Origin of the sequence: Avrilella dinanensis, assembly GCF_002807015.1 — a bacterium.
Lineage (GTDB): Bacteria > Bacteroidota > Bacteroidia > Flavobacteriales > Flavobacteriaceae > Flavobacterium > Flavobacterium dinanensis.
On sequence record NZ_NIPO01000001.1, the window covers coordinates 908480 to 932878 of the forward strand.

A 24399-nucleotide genomic window follows, 5' to 3' on the forward strand; every position below is an offset into this window, starting at 1 on the left:
AATACTAATATTTCAGTTCAAAATTCAACGGAATATTAATTCCTATTGAAAAAGTGAAACCTTGCAATGGTTTTAAATCCTGTTTGGTTTTCAGGTCAAAGCCGTAACCGAAACTAAAATCGAGTATAGTAACTATGCTAAAACCGACTTTGGGCGTAACCGTATAAGGATTAATTTCTGTTTCCAGAAAAGGTTCTATCAATAAATCCACATTGGGATAAAATGTCAGACCAGCTTCGGGAATGACTAAAAATTGATTTCTGAAATAGGCGAAATTAGCTGTCGCATCAAGCTTTATACCCATGTTTGTTTTCTCGGAATAATGCAAATAATAACCGCCTATTTTTCCCATACTGCCACTTTGCGACTGATAGGAAATAGTCGGTCCGTACAGGGAAGTTTGTGAAAACCCCTGCATAGAACCGAATAATATGAATAACCAAAAATATTTCATTATACTGCTTCAATGATTTTAACAAAATCATCGGCAACCAGTGCCGCACCACCAATTAATCCGCCATCAACATCTGGTTGAGAGAAAATTTCTTCAGCATTTGACGGTTTCACACTTCCTCCGTACAAAATCTGCACCGTCTGAGCCAGCTCATCATCATATTGATAAGCCAGTTGTTCTCTGATGTATTGATGCATTTCCTGTGCCTGCTGAGGTGTTGCTGTTTCGCCCGTGCCAATCGCCCAAACCGGTTCATACGCCAGCACAATGTGTTTCCAAGCCGATTTTGGCAGATGATACAAAGCATCTTTAAGCTGATAAAAAATCACGTTTTTATATTGCTTATTCTGTCGGTCTTTGAGTTCTTCGCCGATACAGAAAATAATTCGCATATTGTGTCTGATAGCCGTATCTACCTTGCTTGCCAGCACCGACGAATTTTCGCCGAAATAATGTCTTCTTTCCGAATGTCCGAGAATAACAATTTGTACACCAACACTTTCCAGCATATTGGCAGAAATTTCCCCGGTAAAAGCTCCGCCCTCTGCCTGGTGCATATTCTGAGCCACCACGCTTATGTTGGTATCTTCCAGATGTTTGCTTGCAATCAGCAGATTTGTGAACGGCGGCGCCACCATGATTTCTACTTCTTTATCACTTGGTAGCTTTTCGATTAATTCGTTAAGAAATGAAGTGGTTTCATTCAAATCTTTGTGCATTTTCCAGTTTCCGGCAACTATTTTATGTCTCATGAGTCAATTATTTTGTAGTTTGTAAACTTTCTAAAGTATTGATTAAAATCGGGTCGTTTGCCACAATGGCTTTTTTCAGTGCAATATTTCCTTCAGCATCAACCACGATGTAACGCGGAATCCAATCCAACTCAATCGATTGTCCAAATTCGCCTTTCATGGTTTCGTTTAAGTAATAATGTTCGCCGCTTAATTCATATTTTTCAATGGCTTCTTTCCATTTCTCAACGGCTCTGTCTAAAGACAAAAAAACGTAAACCGCTTCCGGGTATTTTTGCTGAAGACTTTTCAACTCAGGAAAACCTTTGATACAATCAGGACACCAAGATGCCCAAACGTCAATCACAACAGGTTTTCCCTGATGCTGAGTCAAAATGTTTTCCAAACTGACAAAGTCTCCATTTGGTGTTTCAAATTGTTTTTTTAATGCCACTTCACTGAAAGAATCTTTACTTTCATCGATTGTTTTTTCTGTTTTTGGCATAGCTTCTTTTTCTTCTTTTTTAGCATCGCAGGCTATCAGTGAAACACTGAGTAATGCCGGTAATAAAATCCATATTTTTTTCATCATCTTTATTTTAATTTAATTCTCGGGTCGAGATACGCATAAACAAAATCAACCAAAATAGTAATCAGCACAAAAGTGGTCGCAATAACTAAAACTGCTCCCATAATAATAGGTAAATCAAGGTTATTGAGTGCGTCCACGATTTCTTTCCCCAAACCATTCCAGCCGAAAATGTATTCTACAAAAACCGCTCCGGCAAGCAACGAGGCAAACCACCCGGACAAAGCGGTTACGACTGGGTTCAATGCGTTTTTCAAAGCATGTTTGTAAACTACACGAAAAGTACCTAACCCTTTGGCTCTTGCCGTTCGGATATAATCTTCATTAAATACTTCCAGCAACGAATTACGCATCAATTGTATAACTACCGCCAATGGTCGGATACCTAAAACAAATGCAGGCAGTATGCTGTTTCTTAAATTCATATAAACACCATTCCCGAAATCATCTACTTCATACAAACTTCCGGTCATGTTCAGATTGGTGTATTCGTGGAGTACAAACCCGAATATCCAAGCAAACAAAATCGCACTGAAAAACGAGGGCAAACTCATTCCCAAAGTGCTGATAACAGCTATCAATTTATCAAACCAACTGTTGGCATATAAAGCAGAAAAAACGCCCAAAACCAATCCTACCGCAACAGCTATGCCGATAGCAAAACACGCGAGAAAAATGGTGTTGGGTAACGTATCGGCAATAATATCTGTGACAGGTTTGCCGTTTTTCTGAAAACTTTCTCGGAGATAAGGTGTTTTAACCGCAATCTGGTTATTTCCTATATCAAACAACACTTTTCCGGTATATTTTTCCGAAAAAAAGGTATAATTAACCGAATTTTTACTATGTACAGACACCGGCGAAATATCATTGAGATAAAACAGATATTGTTTATAAACCGGTTGGTCAAATCCGTATTTCTTTTTGATAATTGCGAGCTGTTCAGAATTTTCATTTTGGTCAAGCATCATTCGTGCCGGGTCACCCGGCAAAACATTAAAAAGGAAAAACACCACCGTGACCACGCCAAACATCGTGAGCAGGGCATAACCTATTTTATGAATGATATACCGAACCAACTATTATAATTTTAGTTTATCTAAATCATTCCAGTGTTTTTTATCTTTGATAACACCATACTCCATCACAACCGCTCCCGGATTAGCACGAATAATAGTTTTCAGCGTGGTGGCGTCACAGAAATAAAATTCAAAATCAACTTTATTTTGACTTTTTACTTTTTCTATCATATCATCAGATGAAGAAGTCAATCCAATAATTTCATAACCATTATCGTAAGCATCTTGCTCCAACTGAGCTAATTTCTGCAAACCTTTTTCATCAGTAATATTTAAATCGTAAGCAATAACCATTACTACTTTTGGTTCTTCCAGATAATCATCTAAATAATCATCTCCGTATTTTTCTATGGTAAAATCGTGAATCGGCGGTTCATAACCTTTAGAAATCAGCTTTTCATCTCGTCGGATAAACTTGGCTCCCTCCGGAATATTCCCTAAATTATCCATAGAAAATGCTTCTTCCCTGCCGTTTACTTCGTAAATAAATTTAATATCAAATTCATCTTTTTGGGCACCTTCCGGAAATTCCATTCCTTTTTTAATATCTACCCCAATTTTGTACGGTCTGAAATCAATAACCGGTAAATGATTAAGCACGTGATAGCCTAGCCCCGCACACAATATTAAACTGACAATTACCGTGACCAGCCCTTTGGTGGCATTGAAAATCGGTTTGATATACTTGCGTCCGGCAAGCAATATTAAGATAAGTACCAATAAGGCTATATCTTTATAAAATGATTGCCAGGGCGTGAGCGGAATGGCATCGCCAAAACAACCGCAGTCGGTTACTTTGTTGAAATAAGCCGAGTAAAATGTGAGAAATGTGAAAAATACAATCATCGCAAAAAGCGACCAAAGCGTAAATTTCCGTTTGTAACCGATAAGTAACATCACGCCTAAAAGCACTTCTGCAATAACCACAAACAAGGCTATCGAAAGAGCAAAAGGTTGAAGAAAAGGCATATTAAACACCATTTCCGAAAAATATTCGTCCAGCTTAAAAGAAAAACCCAGCGGGTCATTCAGTTTGATTAATCCAGAGATAATAAACAATATCCCTACAATCAATCGGGCAATTTGTGTGATAATTCTCATATTATTTTAGTTATGGTTTTGGGTAAATTGAAGTAATATCAAAGCAAAAACGGCATAATTAATCATATCTCTGTAATTGGCATCTACACCTTCAGAAACTATGGTTTTTCCGGCATTGTCTTCGATTTGCTTAACACGTAAAAGTTTTTGCAAAATCAAGTCGGTCAGTGAACTCACACGCATTTCACGCCAGGCTTCGCCATAATCGTGGTTTTTGTCGAGCATCAGCTGTTTGGTTAATGCAATTTGTTCATCATACAAACTAATAGCTTCTTCCTCAGCCAAATCGGGCTGTTGAACGATGCCTTTTTCTATCTGAATCAATGCCATTACAGAATAATTGATAATGCCAATAAATTCAGCGGTTTCATCTTCATCGACCTTGCGGATTTCATTTTCCTGCAAACTGCGGATTCGCTGGGCTTTGATGAAAATCTGGTCGGTCAGCGACGGCAATCTCAATATCCGCCAGGCACTGCCATAATCCTGAAATTTTTTTATATATAATGCTCTGCAAGCAGAAATTATTTCATCGAATTGCTCTGGTGTTGACATATCTTTTATCTTTGCACAAAGTCCAAATTTAGCAAAAACTAACGGTTTACCATACCAAAAACAGTAAAAAACCTTTTTCAGATGAAAATGTCCTCGCCGCACAGCATAAATTGCAAAGGAAAACTGCTTTCTCTTTCCCGTCCTTTGGTCATGGGAATCCTGAATATTACACCCAATTCTTTTTTTGACGGCGGAAAACACAACTCAGTTAAACAAGCTGTTTTTCAGACCGAAAAGATGCTCAACGAAGGTGCTGACATCATCGATATCGGAGCTTATTCTTCGCAACCGAACGCCGAATTTGTATCGGAGGAAATGGAAACAGAAAGATTGTTACCTGTTATCAAAACTTTGCTGAAAGAATTTCCGGATATACTGATTTCGGTAGATACTTTCCGTGCCAATGTCGCTGACAAAGCCATTGACGAAGGAGCCGCAATCATCAACGATATTTCGGGCGGAAATCTGGATAAAAATATGCTACATGTAGCCGCCCGGCAACGAGCACCTTATATTATGATGCACATGAGAGGAACTCCACAAAATATGCAACAATTCACTGATTATGAAGATGTAACTAAAGAAATTATTCATTATTTTTCCGAAAGGTTAGCCCAAGCTTACGAAGCCGGCATCAAAGATGTGATTATTGACCCAGGATTTGGTTTTTCCAAAACTTTGGATCAGAATTATGAATTACTCAGCAAACTCAATTTATTTCAGCATTTAGATGTTCCAATTTTAGCCGGAATTTCCCGAAAATCAATGATTTATAAATTTTTAGAAACCACTCCACAGGAAGCCCTGAATGGTACAACGGTTTTGAATACGCTGGCATTGATGAGTGGTGCAAACATACTTCGGGTTCATGATGTGAAAGAAGCAACAGAATGTGTGAAATTATATATCAAAACGTATGAAAAATAGATTATTTGTAATGATTTTGGGCGGATTGCTGTTTGCGTCCTGCCAAAAAGAAATGAAAATCAGCCGGTCGGATTATTCCGTAACAACAGAGATAAATGATTTTAGTCCGGTGTATATCGACAAAGACGAAAATGGCGAAGTTATTGTCAATCAAGGTGGTCGTATTGGAAATACACACTGGATTTTGACTGTCAATCGCGAGCTTTCGCTGGAAGAAATCGCACCGGCGTTACAGGAACTGACCTACCGTAAATTCCAGAAAGAAAGCAATCATGAAGATACCAAAGATATCTATTTTGTGTATAGTGACACACTGAACAAACAAAATGCTTTTGTGAAGTTGCCTTTTAAGGGAGTTTTTGTCGAAGCACCTCCAATGATTGAGCCTACAGAAGAATATTTTCGATTAGTAGATTTACACCAAGTAAATGGTTTACAATATTTTAAACACAAGCTTTCAACAAGAATAGAAATATGGAAATCTATTAATGAAGGTGATTATGAAGGTATTCTTATTGATTTCTCTGAAAAAATAACGGTAGAAGAATTTGTAAATATTTTAATTGAATTTGACAAGCTGAATATTTCTGATAAAGTAAATGAGTATACTCATATTTATTGATTTATCTTAAGATTGAAAATGCTTTAAAAACACCTGTTTTTGGTATTCAAAATCCTGTTTTACATCAGTGGTTACCAGCCCAGAGAACATTTCATGGGTAGGATTTTGCAAATAAGTATGAAACAATTCTTTTAAATCTGAATAAAAAATACTTCGTTTTTGTAAATCATCGAGGTGGTTAAAAATATTGTGGCAAAGCAACGGCTTGTGAAACGTCAACACGTTGAGCCACGAACCGGAAACCTTACAGGTTTGATACAGTTTAGTTTCGGACGAATCGGCAGTCAACAACGGCAAAACACAGTCAGACAACGAAAGATAGGTATTGAAAATCTGTGTGTCTATATATTCATCGAAAAGAATAAAAAAATCATTGATTTTAAGCTCATTGATTTTTTCTTTCAGCACTTCAGCATCTTTGCTTTTTGTTGTTCCCAAAAGCACAAACCTGACCTTATCGGATAAGTTTGTTGCTGTTATCGCATCGAGCAATTTCGGGTAATCTCTTCGTTTGAACTCAATATTTCCCGGAATACAAATCCAAAATTCATCTGCAGGTTTCCGGACAGAAACAACATTTTCATGCCTGACAAATATCGGTAGGAAACTACTTATACTTTTTTTGGAAAAGGTTTGAGTGTATTTCTCTAAAAAGTCACCAAATACAAAATAGTGAGACACTCTTTCACTAATTATCCGTTGACCAAAACCTTTTTTCAGCTTGTGTACATTGTGCAAGATACCAAGAAATTTAGCTTTGACTCCGATAAAAAAAGAGAACAAACATATCCATTTGATTCCTCCCTGAGCGGTATTGAGCACTACAAAATTGTAATCCGATTTTTTCAGTAAACGGGTAATCTTTAAGGAATTGGCAAACGTAAAACTTTCATTGGCAGAAAACGGCATAGCCTTGACCTCATTGACCAAAGGGACTAATGCAGATACTTTATCCAATTTGTCGGAATTGGTCAGCAACGTCAGATGAAAGTCATCTTTTAAGAAATGGATTTGTGTTTCCATACACTCAAAATGCGAACCTCCCAACTCTACCAAACAAATTTTTTGTCTTTTCAAACCAAAGATATTTTACATAAACTTTTCAGCAAATATATAAAATTATCCTTTTTTTAAAATCTCTCACTTCAAATCGTGTATTCTGATTCCGCTGTTTTGATAGTAAGATGCTTTAATAATCCCGTCAGACAAACCGATTTTCGGTACAAAAATTTTACTGGCGTTGCTCCATTTCATAGCACTCCGATATATGTTCAATGCAGGAACAATTACATCGGCACGGTCGGGATTCAGCCCTAAATCACTCACACGCTGGTCGTAACTTAGTTTTTTTAAATAATTAAACTGTTTATTTAAGTAAGTATAGTTAAGTGATTTTCCCTGAGCTTTTCCTGACATTTTAAATACTTTATTGATATTTCCGCCAGAACCAATCAATACCACATCTTTCAGCTTATCGGTTTGGGTTTTAACCCAATCTTCCATGCTATCCCAAACCTGCTGATTAACCATATTATTTAACAACCGTACAGTTCCGTTTTTAAATGATTTGGAAGTAACCTGCTCACCTTCAGAAAAAATAGTTAGCTCGGTGCTTCCACCGCCTACATCGACGAATAAAAAATTTCCTTCTGTAGCAATCAGTTTTTTCAACTGTGAATTGGCAATTATTCTTGCTTCTTTATTTCCGTCGATAATTTCGATATCGACGCCGGTTTTCTCTTTAATATATTTAACCAGATCAGAACCATTGTATGCTTCCCGCATCGCAGACGTGGCACAGGCAGCGTAACGTTCCACACCATAAACCTGCATCAGCAGCCGAAAAGCCTGCATCGCGTCCTGCATACGCCCGATATTTTTTTCGGATATTTCGCCAACGGTGAAAGCGTCCTGCCCCAAACGAATGGGTACACGGATAATCTCACTTTTGTTGAATACCACTTCCTTGTTATCTTCTAAAATATTGGTAATCAATAACCTCATAGCATTTGAACCAATATCTATAGCTGCATATTTTTTTATATTCATGATAATTCGACTTCCAATTGATTTTCATAATATTTGTACATTTCAAACTGTGCCCGATATTTTTCGCCGATAAGCGGTCGATATTGGTTAGACAACGTTTTCTCGTGAATCCGGACTTTCACATTTCCATGCCAGTAATTCTCAAAAATATCCAATAGTTGCTGTTTAACTTCTTCATCATAAATCGGACAGCTGACTTCAACTCTATCATCAATATTCCGGGTCATCCAATCGGCAGACGAAATGAATACTTCGGGATTATCGTTATTGCCAAAGATATAAATTCGTGAATGTTCCAGAAAATTATCTACAATACTAATCGCCTCAATATTATCGCTCATTCCCGGAACTCCCGGAATCAAACAGCATATTCCTCTGACAATCAACTGAATATTCACTCCAGCCCGGCTAGCATGATACAAGCGGTCTATCATTCTGGTATCGGACAAGCTGTTCATTTTCAGTTTGATATACGCCGGCTTTCCGTTCATTGCATTTTGTATTTCCCTATCTATCAATTTGTTAAAACGACTTCGGGTGTAGTGTGGCGACGTTATCAAATGCTTATATCGCTGAATTTTGTAATTGACTTCAAAAAAATCAAACACTTTATTGACTTCTTTCATGATTTTTTGATGAGAAGTCATCAACGCCACATCGGTGTAAATATTGGCAGTAGATTCGTTGAAATTTCCGGTCGATATAATGCCGTAATATTTTACTTTTTTGCTCTCAATCCGTTCTACCACACATATTTTGCTATGCACTTTGAGTCCTTTTACTCCAAAAATAAGCTGTACGCCTTCGGTTTGCAGTTGTTCCGCATAATTGATATTACTTCGTTCGTCAAAACGTGCCTGTAATTCAATTTGTGCTACTACTTTTTTGCCGTTTTTTGCCGCATTAATCAACGAACTGATGATTTGAGAATTTCTTGCCAGACGATACAAAGTAATTTTAATTGTCGTTACTTTCGGGTCCAAAGCTGCCTCTCTCAAAAACCGGACAATATAGCTGAATGATTGGTATGGCGTATGTATCAGATAATCTTTTTTCTTTAACTGACTGATGATGCTGTTTTCAAACCCTAAACCTTCAACCGGCAACGGATTGGCTTTTTGAAATATCAAATCTTTTCTGCCCAAAGTCGGAAAACTCATATAATCACGGCGGTTGTGGTATCTTCCGCCCGGAATGATACTGTCGATAGATTCGATTTCCATTTTATCCAAGAAGAATTCTAACGTATCCTGCTCAATATCTTTGTCATACACAAACCGAACCACCTCGCCTATCCTGCGGTCTCTCACGCTTGATGATATTTTTTCGAGGAAACTTTTGTGCAAATCCGAATCAAAATCAAGCTCGGCATCGCGGGTTACCTTAATCATGTGGGCAGAGATACTTTCATAGTTGAAAATGGAAAATATCTGATGCAGATTGTAACGGATCACATCATCTAAGTGCATCACAAACTGCTTGTTACCTCTTTGCGGTAAAACAACAAACCGGCTGACGTGGTTTGGAATTTCGATAAGTGCATACCGAACTTTTTTCTTCGCTTCGGGTTTGCTGCCAGCCATTTTCAGCTTTATGGCAAGATAACCGTGCGTATCGCCCAATAACGGAAATTCTGCCAAATCGTTGAGAATAATCGTTATCAAATCTGCACTTAATTTATGTGTAAAAAATTCTTTTACAAAAATTTCCTGCTCCTTATCCAGCTGTTTTTCGTTGATGATATGGATATTTTCTGCTGCCAGCTGATTTTGTATTTGCTCAAGCACATACAAACTTTTGCTTTGCTGTTCGATAACAATTTGTGTGATTCGGCTCAATAATTCATGAGCTTCCATACCGCTTTCCAGAATACGTTTGCCTTTTTTATCCATTGCCAGCCTGCGGATAGAAGCATAACGCACCCGGAAAAACTCATCAAGATTATTGGAAAATATTCCCAGAAAACGAATTCTGTCCAGCAAAGCCACCTCGCTGTCGGCAGCTTCCTGCAAAACACGTTCATTGAAATTCAACCAGCTTATCTCTCTGTCTATATAATGATTACGAGCCACATTTGTATCTTTCATAGAAAAATATCCTTAAAATTACTGTTCCCAAATTTACCAACAATTATAGGATTTTAATGAAGATTTTCAAAAAGATTTTAATTCTGTGATTAGTTGATTAGGCAAGAGCCAAAAGCCATTAGTAGTCTCAGTCGTTACTCCGTCACTTTGTTACTTCTTTACTCCGTCACTTTGTCATTCCGTCACTTTGTGATGATTTTAAAAGTCTTTCTTTTTCAGGTTACAGAAAAATGAAGTATTTTTACAGCTAAATTTCGAATGTTTTTTTAATGAAGAAATTAGGAATAGAAATCAAATGGGCTGCCCTCATTACCTGCCTGACAGTGTTGTGGTTTGTAGGGGAAAAACTATTAGGTTTTCACGACAACGCAAACCGATCTGTTTCGGTGGTAGTATTTGGAATTATCGGGTTTTACGCCTTGGTTTTTGCCTGTTATTATTTTGCTTATAGGGAAAAGAAAAAAGTTATTTACCAAAATAACTGGAGCATCAAAGAAGCATTCAAATTCGGATTGCTGTTGACCAGTATGGTGGCAATGCTCAACCCGATTGCTCAGTACATTATGTATGAATCTATCGCTCCGGATTATTTTGAACAGCTTAAATCTCATTTAACTGAAAATCATATTAATGCAGAAATGCTAATCGAAAATATCAACCTGACAGGCTATATCCGAAATGGAATTATCGATACATTTTCATACGGAATAATATTCACTATCGGGCTGTCTTATCTAATGAAAACCAAAGATTATACCCCGCCGGTTGTGGTTGAAACGAACAAAAAATCAAAAAACAAAAAGAGAAAATGAACCTGAACGAAATACCTCATATCAAACATACCGACAGCAATAATTTCTTTTTGCTGGCTGGTCCATGTGCTATCGAAGGCGAAGACATGGCATATAAAATTGCAGAAAAACTGGTTGAAATTACCAATCGCTATCAAATTCCGTTGATTTTTAAAGGTTCTTACCGGAAAGCCAATCGCTCACGCATCGATTCTTTTACCGGAATCGGTGATGAAAAAGCGTTGAAAATTTTGCAGGAAGTTGGCAAACATTTCGGATTACCTACTGTTACCGATATACATGAAAGCCACGAAGCGGCACTGGCAGCCGAATATGTAGATGTTTTACAGATTCCGGCTTTTCTGGTTCGGCAAACCGATTTGGTGGTTGCTGCAGCTGAAACCGGCAAAGTAATCAACCTGAAAAAAGGACAGTTTATGAGTCCGGAAAGTATGCAACACGCTGTAAAAAAAGTGCAGGATTCACACAACGAAAAAATAATGGTTACCGACCGTGGAACCATGTTCGGTTACCAGGATTTAATCGTGGATTACCGCAGTATTCCGATAATGAAAAAGTTCGCTACAACTGTTTTAGACATCACTCATTCATTACAGCAGCCTAATCAAAACAGCGGCGTCACAGGTGGTCGTCCGGAGTTGATTGAAACCATTGCCAAAGCCGGAATTGCCTGCGGTGTGGACGGAATTTTTGTGGAAACGCATTTTGACCCAAGTCAGGCAAAAAGCGATGGTGCGAATATGCTGCCGTTAGACCAGTTTGATGCACTTATGGAAAAATTAGTCAAAATCAGACAAACTATTGTAAATTTATAATCAGGTAATGGAGCAAAAGAAAGTCTCATTTTTTGTTGGTCGGTTAAGAAGTCTGAAATACGCTATGGTCGGTTTGTACAAACTGTGTACAACCGAAGACAGCATTATTTCTCAGTTGTCAATCGGTGCATTGGTCATGATTGCCGGCTGGTATTTCGACATATCCCGGACAGAATGGTTGTTTCAAATCATGGCTTTAGGCTTGGTGCTGGCAGTAGAAGGACTCAACACAGCTGTGGAAAAAACAGCAGATTTCATTCACCCCGATTACCATAAAAAAATAGGTTTTATCAAAGATATTTCCGCCGGAGCAGTTACTTTTGCAGCATTAACCGCTGTGGCTATCGGTTTGTTTATTTATCTGCCGAAAATTTTTAATTTTTAAATTATGTCAGTGAAAAAGAAAAAAAATACGACTACTAAAAAAACACAATCCACCACGAAAAATAAAATAACCAACGGTAAACGGATTTTGTTTACGCTTTCTGTCGTTATGTTGTTTACGGCTTTTGCTTTACTGTTCAGTTTTATTTCCTATTTCATGTACGGAAATTATGACCAGGATATTGTTCGTGAACTGGCTGATAAAAATATTGAAGCAAAAAACTGGCTTGGGAAAGTCGGTGCCTATTTGTCTGACTTATTCATTTACAGAGGTTTTGGCGTAGCTTCATTCCTGTTTGTCAAAATAGCTTTTCTTTTGGCCTATTTTTTCGCTTTTCCGTTTTCGGGAGCTAAATTGAGAAAAATATTGTTCTGGGATCTATTCGCCATATTGATTATATCAGTAGCATTCGGTTATTTCGGCGAAAAAAATCCGGTGCTCGGCGGTGTTGTCGGTTATGAAATCAATCAATATTTACAAATATATTTAGGCAAATTCGGTACCATGCTTTTGGTTATATTTGCCGTATTGTTTTACCTCGTTTTCAGAATAAAAATGTCGCCGGAAAGTTTCACTTCGTTTTTTAATACAACAAAATCAAAAGTATTAGAAGATTTAAGTAAAACATCAGATAAAGACTTTGAAAACAATGTAAATCAAGAAGAAAAAGAAATAACAAAACATCAAACATCATCTTCGTCGGTAACAGATTTTTCACAAAAAGAAAAGCCGGAAGAAATACAAACAGAAGAAAAAACAACTCCGCCGATAAGCGGAATTGAGCTGGATATTAAAACTGAACCAGAAGAAAAACCAGTTTATACGGAAGAAACAACTGATGATAATAGCGATTTCATTATCGAATCGGCGGTGGAAGAAGACGAAATAGAGGAAAATCTGGCGGCTAAGCTCGTTGATGATTTTGGCGAATTTGACCCGACACTGGAGCTTTCTAATTATCAGTTCCCTACCATTGATTTATTGATAGACCATTCTTCAGGGAGCATTACCATCAATCAATCGGAACTGGAAGAAAATAAAAATAAAATTGTTGAAACATTAAGCAATTATAAAATCGGAATCGACAAAATCAAAGCAACTGTCGGACCAACTGTGACTTTGTATGAAATCATTCCGGAAGCCGGTGTGAGAATTTCTAAAATCAAAAACCTCGAAGATGACATTGCCTTGTCTTTATCGGCATTAGGAATCCGGATTATTGCTCCGATTCCGGGCAGAGGAACTATCGGTATCGAGGTGCCTAACACCAAGCCGACAGTCGTTTCGATGAAATCTCTGATTAGCTCTGCCAAATTCCAGAATGCCGAAATGGAATTGCCGATTGCTCTCGGAAAAACCATTTCTAACGAAACCTTTGTGGTGGATTTGGCAAAAATGCCTCACTTGCTGATGGCGGGTGCAACCGGACAAGGAAAATCTGTCGGACTCAACGCTGTGCTGACATCATTGCTTTATAAAAAACACCCGGCAGAAGTCAAATTCGTGTTGGTTGACCCGAAAAAAGTAGAACTGACTTTATTCAACAAAATCGAACGTCATTATCTGGCTAAATTACCAGATAGCGAAGATGCGATTATCACAGATAACTCTAAAGTTATCAATACATTAAACTCTTTGTGTATCGAAATGGACAACCGTTATTCGTTGCTTAAAGATGCTATGGTCAGAAACATTAAGGAATACAACGTCAAATTCAAACAGCGAAAACTCAATCCGGAAAATGGTCATCATTTTCTACCTTATATCGTACTTGTTGTGGACGAATTTGCCGATTTAATCATGACTGCCGGAAAAGAAGTAGAAACGCCTATTGCGCGTTTGGCACAGCTGGCTCGGGCGATTGGTATTCACTTGATTATCGCAACGCAACGACCGTCGGTAAACGTGATTACGGGAATTATCAAAGCGAATTTCCCTGCCAGAATAGCTTTCCGGGTAAGTTCCAAAATCGACTCACGAACCATTTTGGACGGTCCCGGTGCCGACCAGTTGATTGGACGAGGCGATTTGTTATATACGCAAGGTAATGATGTTACTCGGGTTCAATGCGGTTTTGTGGATACTCCGGAGGTCGAAAAAATCACAGAATTTATCGGCTCGCAAAAGGCTTATCCGGAAGCCTATTTATTACCGGAATATGTCGGCGAAGAAGGTGGCACGAGTCTTGATATAGATATATCGGAAAGAGATGTTTTGTTCCGTGAAGCTGCCGAAGTAATCGTCACGGCACAACAAGGTTCGGCATCACTGTTACAGCGAAAATTAAAACTGGGGTACAACCGAGCCGGTCGATTGATAGACCAGCTGGAAGCCGCGGGAATCGTCGGACCGTTTGAAGGCAGCAAAGCCCGCTCGGTGAATATTCCTGACTTGATTTCACTGGAAGAATTTTTAAATAATGAAATTTAGTAGTATGAAAAAGTATTTTTTATTCATTTTGGCATTGATGTCAATCCATATTGCTCAGGCACAAACATCTGAAAAAGCGATGAAATTGTATGAGCAATCCAAAAACAAAATCAATAGTCTGAAAGATTATAGCTTTACGTTTACCTTTCAGAGTGATGAAAATTTTTTTGACGGTCTTATCAAAGTCAAAGGGCAAAAATTCAATATTAAACTCGATGGTTTGTCGATGATTTATGACGGAAAAAAAACGTATAACATCAATCCGCAGGACAAAGAAGTGAATATTTACAACCAATCGGAAGATATGGGCATTATGACTCCTTCTACCCTGCTATCGTATTTCAAAACAAGTGAATACAATTTCCAGTGGGATATTGAGCAGCAACTGGGTGACGGCAGAAAAATCCAATTTATCAAACTGACACCAAAATCAGGTACAAAGACAAAAAACAGTGGTTTAATCGGTATTGATACCAAAACAAACATGGTGTATAAAATTATCGAGATTGATGCTTTTCAAAGTAGAAACACTCTGACTATCAATTCATTTAAAAGTAACCAAAACATGCCGGATACTGAATTCCAGTTTAAAAAATCAGATTATCCGGGTTATTATGTTTATGAAGTTGACTAACCGATAGTGAAAATAATCGACAAATACATATTATCGACTTTCGTAAAATCATTTTTATCGGTTTTTACCGTCTTGTATTTCATTTTTGTTTTACAAGGCGTTTGGGTATATATTGAAGAACTGGCAGGCAAAGATTTGGATTTGTTTACCGTAGTCCGGTTTTTGTTTTACTATTCCCCAAGAATGATTTCTATGGTTTTGCCTTTATCGGTACTGTTGTCGTCAATCATGACTTTCGGAAATTTTGCTGAAAATTATGAGTTTGCTGCTATGAAATCTGCCGGAATTTCACTGCAAAGGGCAATGCGTGTACCGATTATATTTATTGTCGGATTATCGTTTGTGTCGTTCTGGTTTGTGAATGATATTGCCCCAAAAAGTGAATATAAATTTACAAGTTTACGACACGAAATTATCCAGGCAAAACCCGCTATGGCAATTGCGGCAGGGCAATTCAACGACTTGGGTAAAATCAATATGAAAGTCGATGAGAAAAAAGGGGAAAAAGGGCAAGATTTGGAAAATGTGACTATTCATATCAAATCCGACATCGGAACTATCAACCGGACAGTTATCCGTTCACACGAAGGGCAACTTGAAAGTGATGAGGCAGCCAATTTACTTAAACTTCATCTACTAAACGGAAATTATTACGAAGATGTCGCTACCAAAACTTTTTCACAACAAAACAGAATGCCTTTTGCTAAAGCTCATTTTGAAAAATATACCATTGTAGTAGATTTAGCCCAGTTTGAAGTGGAAGAAAACACAGACGAAATCAACAGTAATGCCAAAATGATGAATGTTAGCCAGCTAAGAAAAGCCATGGATTCATTAGGCACAAACCTGTCCAGAGAAATCAATTCGCAAACAGAGAATATTGCTGTTCGTACAGAAAAATCTGTTTTTCAGCAGAAACAAAATAAAACTGTTATTGCCGTCAATTCTGAAGATGAGTTATTAAAAAGTGAAGCCCCACAGCGATTGGCACAAATATTTCAGTCGGCAGCAAGCAATGCAGAAAGTATTAAATTTTCAGTACAAAACAATATCGACCGAAACGAAAACCAGCTGAAAGAAATCAATTTTCATGAATATGTATTGCAAAATAAATATGCCTTGGCGTTTTCCTGCATGCTGATGTTCTTTATCGGAGCCCCGTTAGGAGCTATTATCCGCAAAGGCGGTGTTGGTTTGCCAATGGTTTTCGCCGTAATTATATTTATTACCTACCATTTCATTAATACCTTTGGCTACAAACTGGCACAAGAAAATGTTTTATTAGGCTGGATTGGTGCGTGGGTAGGCACTTTTGCCCTGCTTCCTCTTGCCGTCAATTTCAGCTACAAAGCTACACGCGACCGTGGAATTACCAGTATGGACAATATGTGGTATGACCTCAAAACATGGTTTGCTAAACGATTTAAAAAAGAAAAAACAACCAAAAAATAATATGTCAAAAATACAACTCAATACTATTGAAGAGGCTATCGAAGATATTCGTCAGGGAAAAATGATTATTGTCGTCGATGATGAAGACCGCGAAAATGAAGGTGACTTTATCGCAGCTGCCGAAAAAGTGACTCCCGAAATGATTAACTTCATGGCAACCCACGGACGAGGACTGATTTGTGCACCGCTAACAGAAAAACGTTGCAAAGAACTCGATTTAAAACCGATGGTCAATAACAATACTGTTTTGCACCACACTGCTTTTACCGTTTCTGTTGATTTAATCGGACACGGCTGTACCACCGGAATTTCTGCTCATGATAGAGCCAAAACGATACAACATTTGGTCAAATCCGATACCAAACCGGAAGATTTAGGTCGCCCCGGACATATTTTTCCACTTATCGCCAAAGAAGGCGGTGTGTTGAGAAGGTCTGGGCATACCGAGGCTGCTGTAGATTTTGCCAGACTGGCAGGGTTAAGTCCTGCCGGAATTTTAGTAGAAATTCTGAACGAAGACGGAACGATGGCAAGACTTCCGCAACTGAAAGAAGTTGCCGAAAAATTTGATATGAAACTGGTATCTATCGAAGATTTGGTAGCATATCGAATGAAACACGACAGCTTGATTCAGAAAAAAGAAGATTTTGAGCTGACTACAAAATATGGCACTTACCGAATGAGAGCTTATCATCAGGTAACCAATAAAAAAATTCACATTGCCCTGACAAAAGGCGTGTGGAACGACGGCGAACCTGTACTGACTCGTATCAATTCTTCCCATGTGAACAGTGATATACTGGACATTCTGACCAGTCCTGACAGTGACAAACTCAGTCGCATGTTTGACGTACTCAACAAAGAAGAGAAAGGTGCTATCATTTTTATTGATAAAAATATCAGCTCCACAGATTTGCTTAACCGGTTAAGCCAGTTAAAATCTTTACAAACCGAAGACCAACAACTCATCAAAGCACCTAAACTTGAAATAGATGAAAGAGATTTCGGTATCGGTGCCCAGATATTACACGATTTGAATATTTCCAAATTAAGGCTAATGAGTAATTCCCGGCAAATCAAACGCGTCGGAATGATTGGATACGGTCTGGAAATCACAGAAATTGTAAATTTTTAATTCATTAAGCCTGCAAAATTTGCAGGCTTAATTTCATTTCTATGTAAAAGAATCCTCTAATTCTTCTGAGATAAACTTATTTCCAACACAGATTCTGTTTTTTCTGTATTATAAGTAACGATAGACGTTTCCACATCAAACACGTTTATTTTCAACGCATCTTCTCTGGAAACTTCCTGTCCGTTAACCAGTATTTTTTTTACCTTCGGGTCATTCACACTTTTTTCAAAATCCTTTTGTAACTGACCTACAAAATCAGAAGAAAAATAAGATTCTTCCGTTTTTTCAGCTTCTGAAATAGCTATTTTGTTTTCTTCTTCACGAGCTTTTTCTTCGGCTAACCTTTTACGTTCGGCTTCAGCGGCTTCTTCTCGGGCTTTTTCTTCCGCCAATCGTTGACGTTCAGCTTCAGCTGCTTCTTCTCGGGCTTTTTGCTCAGCTAATCTTTTACGTTCAGCTTCAGCTGCTTCTTCTCGGGCTTTTTCTTCCGCCAATCGTTGACGTTCGGCTTCGGCGGCTTCTCGGGCTTTTTCTTCTGCCAATCTTTGACGTTCAGCTTCAGCAGCTTCTTCTCGGGCTTTCTGTTCAGCCAACCTTTGACGTTCGGCTTCAGCGGCTTCTTCTCGGGCTTTTTCTTCTGCCAATCTTTGACGTTCGGCTTCAGCGGCTTCTTCTCGGGCTTTTTCTTCTGCTAATCTTTGACGTTCGGCTTCAGCTGCTTCTTCTCGGGCTTTTTCTTCTGCTAATCTTTGACGTTCGGCTTCAGTTGCTTCTTCTCGGGCTTTTTCCTCTGCTAATCTTTGACGTTCAGCTTCGGCTGCTTCTTCACGAGCTTTTTCCTCTGCTAATCTTTGACGTTCAGCTTCGGCTGCTTCTTCACGAGCTTTTTGCTCAGCCAATCTTTGACGTTCGGCTTCGGCTGCTTTTTCACGAGCTTTTTGCTCCGCCAACCTTTGACGTTCAGCTTCGGCAGCTTCTTCACGAGCTTTTTGCTCGGCTAATCTTTGACGTTCAGCTTCAGCTGCTTCTTCACGAGCCTTTTGTTCAGCCAATCTTTGACGTTCGGCTTCAGCTGCTTCTTCACGAGCTTTTTCTTCTGCTAATCGTTGACGTTCGGCTTCGGCTGCTTCTTCTCGGGCTTTTTCTTCCACCAATCGTTGACGTTCAGCTTCAGTTGCTTCTTCACGAGCTTTCTCTTCGGCTAATCGTTGACGTTCGGCTTCGGCAGCTTCTTCCTTGGCTTTTTGTTCTGCTATTTCCTCTGCTCGGGTAAGCACTTCTTCCTCTACCTTCTCGCCTGTTCCTGTTGTGTTTCTTCCTTTTAATTTAATCACAATGGCACCACCTTTGGCTCTTTCCCCGAATAATTTTACAGCATCTTCAGCATCCAACTCTGCCATGGAAGATATATACTCAGGCTTCAAACGAGCTAACTCCGAATACCTGACGATGTATCCGTTTACCACGGCTATGGGGTCGGGAGTATTTTCGGGCGTTCCATCTGTCTGGGCAAAGACACCCAACGGAAACAATAAAAACAACCATCTACAATATCTGATTTTTCTTTTCATAAATATTTTTTGTCATTCAACAACAAACTCCAGACCAAACCCGGAAGTTTGGACTAACAAATATATGGAATTTTGCAGATATGAGAAAAAACCAAACATTTAATGCCGAAACGGACAAAATTATTCTTTAACTATCCTCACAGGTCGTTTGTTTTCATCGATTGCCACAAAAGTAAAATTACCTGAAATCGCACTCTCGCGACCCGATGAATACATTTGTTCCACAAAAATTTCGACATGAACAACCAAACTGGTATTACCAACTTTTGTTACTTTTCCAATTAGCTCTACAATCGTTCCAGCAGGAATCGGTTGGGTAAAATCGATACGTTCACTGCTTATGGTTACCATTTTTTGCCGACTGAAACGGGTTGCTGTGATAAAAGCCACTTCGTCCATGAGTTGCATCGCCGTGCCACCAAATAAAGTGTCATAATGGTTGGTCGTGTTAGGAAAAACCGCTTTGAAAATGCGGGTTTCGGAGTTTTGGATTCTTTGTTCTAAATTCATAATTAAATGGTTTTAATGATTAATTTAATTATGCTTCAGAGCCATAAAAAACGTACTATTTCCAAGAAGGAACAAGCAGTCAGCTTTTAGACGCGAAAGCATTTTGAAGGGGTCTGACTTCCGGTTTGATTCCGGTTACAGTTGCGCGACAGCTCAGGATTTTCACCTGATTCACCTTTACTCGGGCAAATATAGAAAGAATATATGTGAAATTATAACATCTTCTTTATCCGAATAATTTTATATTAACGAATAAAAAAGTAATTTTGAGCAAATATTTTATCTATGAGCCTATTAATTATCAATATCAAATCCCTTTTGCAGGTCAGAGAAAACACCCCCGGTTTTTTGTCGGGAGATGAAATGAAAACCCTACCTTCTATCGAAAATGCATTTTTGAAAATCGAAAATGACACGATTACCAATTACGGGAAAATGGAAGATTTATCGGATACAAATGCTGATGAAATCATCGATGCCAAAGGAAAATTTGTATTACCTGCCTGGGTGGACAGCCACACACACATCGTTTATGCAGGCAACCGCGAACAGGAATTTGTGGATAGAATTAACGGTTTGAGTTATGAAGAAATATTTGAAAGAGGCGGTGGTATCCTAAATTCTGCCAAAAAATTACAAGAAACCCCGGAAGAAGAACTTTATAAACAGTCAAAAAAACGTTTGGATAATGTAGTGAGAATGGGTACCGGAGCTATTGAAATCAAATCTGGATATGGACTAACCACTGATGCAGAACTGAAAATGCTTCGGGTTATCAAACGGCTGAAAGCGGATTATCCCGGAATGATTAAATCTACTTTTTTGGGGGCACACGCCTTTCCGTTGGAATACAGAGAAAATCATCAGGGTTATATTGATTTGTTGTGCAATGAAATGATTCCGGCAATCGCAGAGGAAAATCTGGCTGATTTTGTTGATGCTTTTCTGGAAACCGGGTATTTTTCTGTAGAAGAAACTGAAAGAGTCATGCAAGCCGGAAAAAAATACGGATTGAAAGCCAAAATACACGTAAATCAGTTTACCGCTATTGACGGTATCGAATCTTGTGTAAAAAACGACGCATTGTCTGTTGACCACCTGGAAATCGTAACCGATGCAGATATTGAAGTATTAAAAGGAAGTAAAACAATGCCGGTAGCATTGCCAACCTGCTCTTTCTTTATTACAATTCCTTACACACCTGCCAGAAAAATCATTGATGCCGGATTACCACTGGCGATTGCGTCGGATTACAACCCCGGAACAACGCCCTCAGGGAATATGAATCTGGTAGTTGCAACTGCTTGTATCAAACTTCGTATGACACCGGAAGAAGCCATCAATGCGGCAACAATCAACGGGGCGTATGCTATGGATTTGTTATCCACGCATGGCAGTATTACCAAAGGGAAAAAAGCCAATGTGATGATTACGGAAAAGCTGAATTCATTTTATGAAATTCCGTATAACTTTGGAGATATGTTGATTGAACAAGTGATTATCAATGGTAAACGAATATAAAAAAACACACCAAAAGCAATTGAATGTTTTTGGTGTGAAAAAAATAGTTATGAAAAATATTTTAATCGATGCTACATCGATTGACATTTACCTTTGACAAATATAAACAATGTTTTTATATTTAGTCTGTTAAAAATATTAATTAACATATTGGAATGAGTTCTGTATATTTTAAAGCTTTTGACAGCGAACAATGCGAAAAATTCACTAATCCCCGCAAAGGAGAGAAAAAATTCGGAGAAAAAGTAGATTTTCCCGGGAACCGCCCTATCGAGAATTTTCTGGCAGAAACCCCTGCAAAATATATCCTGCTGGGTATCGAGGAAGACATTGGCGTACAAGCAAATTTTGGTCGGAACGGAACAAAACTGGCATGGAAAAATACCTTGAACAGTCTTCTGAATATACAGCACAATAAATATTGTAAAGGTAATTGGGTCGGAGTTTTAGGAAGTTTTTCGTTTGATGATTTACTGCCGAATCCTTCCACTGATGTGGAAAAACTCTATCCTCTTGTTGAACTTATCGACAAAGAGGTCACGCATCTGTTGCATATCATCTACAAATATGATAAAATTCCGGTTATTATCGGAGGCGGACACAACAATGCCTACGGAAATATCAAAGCGTTGGCTTTGCATACAGGGACAGCCGTAAACGCCATTAACTTTGACGCTCACACCGATTTCAGAGCACGTGAAGGTCGTCACAGCGGAAACGGTTTCAGCTATGCTTATGAAGAAAAGTTTTTAGACAAATATTTTATTTTCGGACTACACGAAAATTATACCTCTAAAAGTATTTTTCAGGAAATTAAAAATACCAACGGCGATGTAGCTTACAATACTTTTGAAGAGATTGCTGTTCGGGAAGAGAAACCATTCAGCACCCAGCTCAACATCGCCCACCAGCATATCAAAGACAAAAGATATGGTATTGAAATGGATTTGGATAGTATTGAAATGATTCCGTCAAGTGCCATAACACCTACGGGATTCACGGCAACTGATGCCCGGCGTTTTATTCATTATATGGGGCAAAGCAAAAAAGCGTCGTACCTGCATATATGTGAAGGTGCGCCCAATTTTGGTTCGGATAAAAACCCGAACCTCGTCGGGAAACTAATCAGCTATATGATTACTGATTTTATTAAAGCCAAAGAAAATCTAACCGTTTAATCTCGGGCTAATAATTTTAACATCATAAAAAGCAATTGCACCCCGCACAACCGACTTGATTGTTTCATACAAAGCCTCGATGATATGGGCTTTCAGTCCCGATTTTTCAAAAATCAGGCTGACCTCTCTGGAAGGTTTCGGATCTTTGAATGCTACCAGATTTTTCTGATATTCGGGTTTTAAATCCAAAGTGTGTAAATAAGGTAATAAGGTAATTCCCAGGCCTTCGTTGGCTAATTTTACAATGGTTTCAAAGTTACCTGTTTTGATTTCAAATTTATTGTCAGCCTGTAATTTTGATGCCTTACATAAATTCAAAACACCGTTTCGGAAACAATGCCCGTCTTCGAGCAGCAGCAAATGACTAACGTCTAAATCATCTGGCGTCACATAAGGCTCATTCAATGCAAATGACGGCGGAAAATACCCAACAAAAGGTTCGTAATATAAAGGTTTTTCCTCAATATTTTTTTCTTCCAAAGGCGTGGCGGCAATCGCAGCATCGAGCAAACCGTTTTTCAATCGGTATATCAATTCTTCCGTCGGATATTCTTCAATAATCAGCAATACTTTCGGGTATTTATTGTTGAAAGTTTTTAAAAACATCGGCACCAAGGTAGGTGTAATTGTTGGGATTACACCCAGTTTGAAAGTTCCGCCGATAAAACCTTTTTGCTGGTCGATGATGTCATAAATCCGTTCCGATTCGCCCAAAACATTTTTTGCCTGATTAACAATCTCTGCTCCCACTTCGGTCAGCAAAACACTTTTTTTATTTCGGTCAAATATTTTTACTCCAAGTTCATCTTCGAGTTTCTGGATTTGCATACTCAAAGTTGGTTGTGTCACATTACATTTTTCAGCTGCCAGCGTGAAATTCTGGTGCTTGGCAACTGCAATCACATATTCTAATTGTGTAATAGTCATAATAAATCTTTATGGCGTTATTAGATATTTTAATAATAGATTCACAAATATCGGGCTAAAATTTAGTAATTTTATGGTATAATTTTAAAACACAGATATTATGAACCACTTAGGATTACCCAACAAAGAAACTAAAAAAAACATTGAGTTGCTCAATGAATTGTTAGCAAATTTCCAAGTTTATTACCAAAACCTGAGAGGTGTGCATTGGAACATACGCGGAAAAAGATTTTTTGATTTGCACGTGAAGTTTGAAGAATTATACAACAATGCCCAAATGCGCGTGGACGAAATCGCAGAAAGAATCCTGACACTGGACGGTGTGCCATTGCATACATTTGCTGATTATCTGGAGCTTAACAAAATCAAAGTCGGAAAAAATGTTTCTGGCGATGAACAGGCTGTGAAATTAGTTATTGAATCTATTCAGGGCTTGCTGAAATTAGAAAGAGTTTTACTGCAAACCACTGATGAAATTGATGATGAAGGTACTAACTCTATGATTAGCGACTTAATCACAGAACAGGAAAAAGACATTTGGATGCTTCAGGCATTTTTAGGATAAGATAATTAAATGACAGAATTTTTTTCCATAGCCCACGATTTAAATCGCGGGCTTTTTGTTTAGAGCCTGTTTAAATTTGTATTGTAAAAATGTTTATAGGTTATTTTTGAGGCAAGAACAAGGCAAATTTTCAAAGGATAGCAGAGCTATCGTTTTAAAGTTTAACGCAGTTATGACCAAAAAGAAGCATAAACAAATTATTAGATAAATTTGGTAATGTACTGAAAAATAGTTGGTGGATTTTATCAAAATAGTTGTTATATTCCGCCA

Annotated in this window: 24 protein-coding genes; 12 read left to right on the forward strand and 12 right to left on the reverse strand. The window is 38.3% G+C overall.

What is annotated here, in order from left to right; genetic code table 11:
* Window positions 1-4 precede the first annotated feature (4 nt).
* Genes CDL10_RS04305 through CDL10_RS04330 form a run of 6 tightly spaced genes read right to left on the reverse strand, consistent with a single transcriptional unit; the run spans window position 5 to window position 4509 of the window.
* Window positions 5-454, reverse strand: coding sequence for a hypothetical protein (locus CDL10_RS04305; RefSeq protein WP_100677399.1), 450 nt, complete (start codon window positions 452-454; stop codon window positions 5-7).
* Window positions 454-1206 carry a triose-phosphate isomerase gene (tpiA, locus tag CDL10_RS04310; RefSeq protein WP_100677400.1) on the reverse strand — a complete coding sequence of 251 codons (753 nt, stop codon included), beginning with the start codon at window positions 1204-1206 and terminating at the stop codon, window positions 454-456. Before tpiA ends, CDL10_RS04305 begins: the two co-directional genes overlap by 1 nt.
* Window positions 1207-1213: 7 nt before the next feature.
* Complete coding sequence (locus tag CDL10_RS04315; RefSeq protein ID WP_243389286.1) at window positions 1214-1777, reverse strand: TlpA family protein disulfide reductase; 564 nt, start codon at window positions 1775-1777, stop codon at window positions 1214-1216.
* 2 nt (window positions 1778-1779) lie between these two features.
* A complete protein-coding gene (locus tag CDL10_RS04320) occupies window positions 1780-2853 on the reverse strand; it encodes an ABC transporter permease (protein WP_100677401.1) in 1074 nt (357 codons plus the stop codon).
* Between the two features lie 3 nt (window positions 2854-2856).
* Window positions 2857-3954: a BT_3928 family protein gene (locus CDL10_RS04325; protein ID WP_100677402.1), complete on the reverse strand. Its 1098-nt coding sequence runs from the start codon at window positions 3952-3954 to the stop codon at window positions 2857-2859.
* Between the two features lie 6 nt (window positions 3955-3960).
* The gene (locus tag CDL10_RS04330) at window positions 3961-4509 is read right to left on the reverse strand and encodes a DUF1599 domain-containing protein (RefSeq protein ID WP_100677403.1); all 549 of its coding nucleotides are present in this window, start codon (window positions 4507-4509) and stop codon (window positions 3961-3963) included.
* A gap of 81 nt (window positions 4510-4590) precedes the next feature.
* Here CDL10_RS04330 and folP point away from each other — a divergent pair, with 81 nt between their 5' ends.
* Both folP and CDL10_RS04340 read left to right on the forward strand, forming a co-directional pair.
* Window positions 4591-5436, forward strand: coding sequence for a dihydropteroate synthase (gene folP, locus CDL10_RS04335; protein WP_243389287.1), 846 nt, complete (start codon window positions 4591-4593; stop codon window positions 5434-5436).
* Window positions 5426-6058 (forward strand): hypothetical protein, encoded by a 633-nt coding sequence (locus CDL10_RS04340; RefSeq protein ID WP_100677404.1) that lies wholly within the window; start codon window positions 5426-5428, stop codon window positions 6056-6058. Before folP ends, CDL10_RS04340 begins: the two co-directional genes overlap by 11 nt.
* A 6-nt stretch (window positions 6059-6064) precedes the next feature.
* On the opposite strand, the gene CDL10_RS04345 is transcribed toward CDL10_RS04340, so the two are convergent.
* From CDL10_RS04345 to ppk1, 3 genes are all read right to left on the reverse strand, one after another.
* Window positions 6065-7135 carry a hypothetical protein gene (locus tag CDL10_RS04345; RefSeq protein ID WP_100677405.1) on the reverse strand — a complete coding sequence of 357 codons (1071 nt, stop codon included), beginning with the start codon at window positions 7133-7135 and terminating at the stop codon, window positions 6065-6067.
* 63 nt (window positions 7136-7198) lie between these two features.
* A complete protein-coding gene (locus CDL10_RS04350; RefSeq protein WP_100677406.1) occupies window positions 7199-8110 on the reverse strand; it encodes a Ppx/GppA phosphatase family protein in 912 nt (303 codons plus the stop codon).
* Window positions 8104-10194 (reverse strand): polyphosphate kinase 1, encoded by a 2091-nt coding sequence (gene ppk1 / locus CDL10_RS04355; protein ID WP_100677407.1) that lies wholly within the window; start codon window positions 10192-10194, stop codon window positions 8104-8106. Before ppk1 ends, CDL10_RS04350 begins: the two co-directional genes overlap by 7 nt.
* Before the next feature lie 269 nt (window positions 10195-10463).
* On the opposite strand from ppk1, the gene CDL10_RS04360 reads away from it, so the two are divergent.
* The 7 genes from CDL10_RS04360 to ribB are packed head-to-tail and all read left to right on the forward strand — an operon-like array spanning window position 10464 to window position 17857.
* Window positions 10464-11006: a DUF4199 domain-containing protein gene (locus CDL10_RS04360; RefSeq protein ID WP_100677408.1), complete on the forward strand. Its 543-nt coding sequence runs from the start codon at window positions 10464-10466 to the stop codon at window positions 11004-11006.
* Complete coding sequence (gene kdsA / locus CDL10_RS04365) at window positions 11003-11821, forward strand: 3-deoxy-8-phosphooctulonate synthase (RefSeq protein ID WP_100677409.1); 819 nt, start codon at window positions 11003-11005, stop codon at window positions 11819-11821. Before CDL10_RS04360 ends, kdsA begins: the two co-directional genes overlap by 4 nt.
* Before the next feature lie 7 nt (window positions 11822-11828).
* Window positions 11829-12206 carry a diacylglycerol kinase family protein gene (locus CDL10_RS04370; RefSeq protein ID WP_100677410.1) on the forward strand — a complete coding sequence of 126 codons (378 nt, stop codon included), beginning with the start codon at window positions 11829-11831 and terminating at the stop codon, window positions 12204-12206.
* 3 nt (window positions 12207-12209) lie between these two features.
* The gene (locus tag CDL10_RS04375) at window positions 12210-14636 is read left to right on the forward strand and encodes a DNA translocase FtsK (RefSeq protein ID WP_100677411.1); all 2427 of its coding nucleotides are present in this window, start codon (window positions 12210-12212) and stop codon (window positions 14634-14636) included.
* Window positions 14637-14640: 4 nt separating this feature from the next.
* Entirely contained in the window at window positions 14641-15270 is a 630-nt protein-coding gene (locus tag CDL10_RS04380) for a LolA family protein (protein WP_165772980.1), read from the forward strand.
* A 6-nt stretch (window positions 15271-15276) separates the two neighbouring features.
* Window positions 15277-16722 carry an LptF/LptG family permease gene (locus CDL10_RS04385; protein WP_100677413.1) on the forward strand — a complete coding sequence of 482 codons (1446 nt, stop codon included), beginning with the start codon at window positions 15277-15279 and terminating at the stop codon, window positions 16720-16722.
* 1 nt (window position 16723) lies between these two features.
* Window positions 16724-17857: a 3,4-dihydroxy-2-butanone-4-phosphate synthase gene (gene ribB / locus CDL10_RS04390; protein ID WP_100678638.1), complete on the forward strand. Its 1134-nt coding sequence runs from the start codon at window positions 16724-16726 to the stop codon at window positions 17855-17857.
* A gap of 56 nt (window positions 17858-17913) precedes the next feature.
* On the opposite strand, the gene CDL10_RS11350 is transcribed toward ribB, so the two are convergent.
* Complete coding sequence (locus tag CDL10_RS11350) at window positions 17914-19428, reverse strand: hypothetical protein (RefSeq protein WP_117615781.1); 1515 nt, start codon at window positions 19426-19428, stop codon at window positions 17914-17916.
* Window positions 19429-19548: 120 nt separating this feature from the next.
* The gene (locus CDL10_RS04400; RefSeq protein WP_100677414.1) at window positions 19549-19938 is read right to left on the reverse strand and encodes an acyl-CoA thioesterase; all 390 of its coding nucleotides are present in this window, start codon (window positions 19936-19938) and stop codon (window positions 19549-19551) included.
* Window positions 19939-20223: 285 nt separating this feature from the next.
* Here CDL10_RS04400 and hutI point away from each other — a divergent pair, with 285 nt between their 5' ends.
* Together hutI and CDL10_RS04410 are read left to right on the forward strand one after the other, a co-directional pair.
* Window positions 20224-21459 carry an imidazolonepropionase gene (gene hutI / locus CDL10_RS04405; RefSeq protein ID WP_100677415.1) on the forward strand — a complete coding sequence of 412 codons (1236 nt, stop codon included), beginning with the start codon at window positions 20224-20226 and terminating at the stop codon, window positions 21457-21459.
* Between the two features lie 155 nt (window positions 21460-21614).
* A complete protein-coding gene (locus tag CDL10_RS04410) occupies window positions 21615-22637 on the forward strand; it encodes a formimidoylglutamase (RefSeq protein WP_100677416.1) in 1023 nt (340 codons plus the stop codon).
* On the opposite strand, the gene CDL10_RS04415 is transcribed toward CDL10_RS04410, so the two are convergent.
* On the reverse strand, window positions 22626-23564 hold the full coding sequence (locus CDL10_RS04415) for a LysR substrate-binding domain-containing protein (protein WP_100677417.1): 939 nt from the start codon (window positions 23562-23564) through the stop codon (window positions 22626-22628). The genes CDL10_RS04410 and CDL10_RS04415 overlap by 12 nt on opposite strands.
* Before the next feature lie 100 nt (window positions 23565-23664).
* Here CDL10_RS04415 and CDL10_RS04420 point away from each other — a divergent pair, with 100 nt between their 5' ends.
* Entirely contained in the window at window positions 23665-24129 is a 465-nt protein-coding gene (locus tag CDL10_RS04420; protein WP_100677418.1) for a Dps family protein, read from the forward strand.
* Window positions 24130-24399: the final 270 nt, after the last annotated feature.

What these genes read in the sequence shown, in the direction of transcription:
- CDL10_RS04305 (WP_100677399.1), bottom strand. Translation starts at nt 454, where the DNA reads ATGAAATATTTTTGGTTATTCATATTATTCGGTTCTATGCAGGGGTTT.
- tpiA (WP_100677400.1), bottom strand. Translation starts at nt 1,206, where the DNA reads ATGAGACATAAAATAGTTGCCGGAAACTGGAAAATGCACAAAGATTTG.
- CDL10_RS04315 (WP_243389286.1), bottom strand. Translation starts at nt 1,777, where the DNA reads ATGATGAAAAAAATATGGATTTTATTACCGGCATTACTCAGTGTTTCA.
- CDL10_RS04325 (WP_100677402.1), bottom strand. Translation starts at nt 3,954, where the DNA reads ATGAGAATTATCACACAAATTGCCCGATTGATTGTAGGGATATTGTTT.
- CDL10_RS04330 (WP_100677403.1), bottom strand. Translation starts at nt 4,509, where the DNA reads ATGTCAACACCAGAGCAATTCGATGAAATAATTTCTGCTTGCAGAGCA.
- folP (WP_243389287.1), top strand. Translation starts at nt 4,591, where the DNA reads ATGAAAATGTCCTCGCCGCACAGCATAAATTGCAAAGGAAAACTGCTT.
- CDL10_RS04340 (WP_100677404.1), top strand. Translation starts at nt 5,426, where the DNA reads ATGAAAAATAGATTATTTGTAATGATTTTGGGCGGATTGCTGTTTGCG.
- ppk1 (WP_100677407.1), bottom strand. Translation starts at nt 10,194, where the DNA reads ATGAAAGATACAAATGTGGCTCGTAATCATTATATAGACAGAGAGATA.
- CDL10_RS04360 (WP_100677408.1), top strand. Translation starts at nt 10,464, where the DNA reads ATGAAGAAATTAGGAATAGAAATCAAATGGGCTGCCCTCATTACCTGC.
- kdsA (WP_100677409.1), top strand. Translation starts at nt 11,003, where the DNA reads ATGAACCTGAACGAAATACCTCATATCAAACATACCGACAGCAATAAT.
- CDL10_RS04370 (WP_100677410.1), top strand. Translation starts at nt 11,829, where the DNA reads ATGGAGCAAAAGAAAGTCTCATTTTTTGTTGGTCGGTTAAGAAGTCTG.
- CDL10_RS04375 (WP_100677411.1), top strand. Translation starts at nt 12,210, where the DNA reads ATGTCAGTGAAAAAGAAAAAAAATACGACTACTAAAAAAACACAATCC.
- CDL10_RS04380 (WP_165772980.1), top strand. Translation starts at nt 14,641, where the DNA reads ATGAAAAAGTATTTTTTATTCATTTTGGCATTGATGTCAATCCATATT.
- ribB (WP_100678638.1), top strand. Translation starts at nt 16,724, where the DNA reads ATGTCAAAAATACAACTCAATACTATTGAAGAGGCTATCGAAGATATT.
- CDL10_RS11350 (WP_117615781.1), bottom strand. Translation starts at nt 19,428, where the DNA reads ATGAAAAGAAAAATCAGATATTGTAGATGGTTGTTTTTATTGTTTCCG.
- CDL10_RS04400 (WP_100677414.1), bottom strand. Translation starts at nt 19,938, where the DNA reads ATGAATTTAGAACAAAGAATCCAAAACTCCGAAACCCGCATTTTCAAA.
- hutI (WP_100677415.1), top strand. Translation starts at nt 20,224, where the DNA reads ATGAGCCTATTAATTATCAATATCAAATCCCTTTTGCAGGTCAGAGAA.
- CDL10_RS04410 (WP_100677416.1), top strand. Translation starts at nt 21,615, where the DNA reads ATGAGTTCTGTATATTTTAAAGCTTTTGACAGCGAACAATGCGAAAAA.
- CDL10_RS04415 (WP_100677417.1), bottom strand. Translation starts at nt 23,564, where the DNA reads ATGACTATTACACAATTAGAATATGTGATTGCAGTTGCCAAGCACCAG.
- CDL10_RS04420 (WP_100677418.1), top strand. Translation starts at nt 23,665, where the DNA reads ATGAACCACTTAGGATTACCCAACAAAGAAACTAAAAAAAACATTGAG.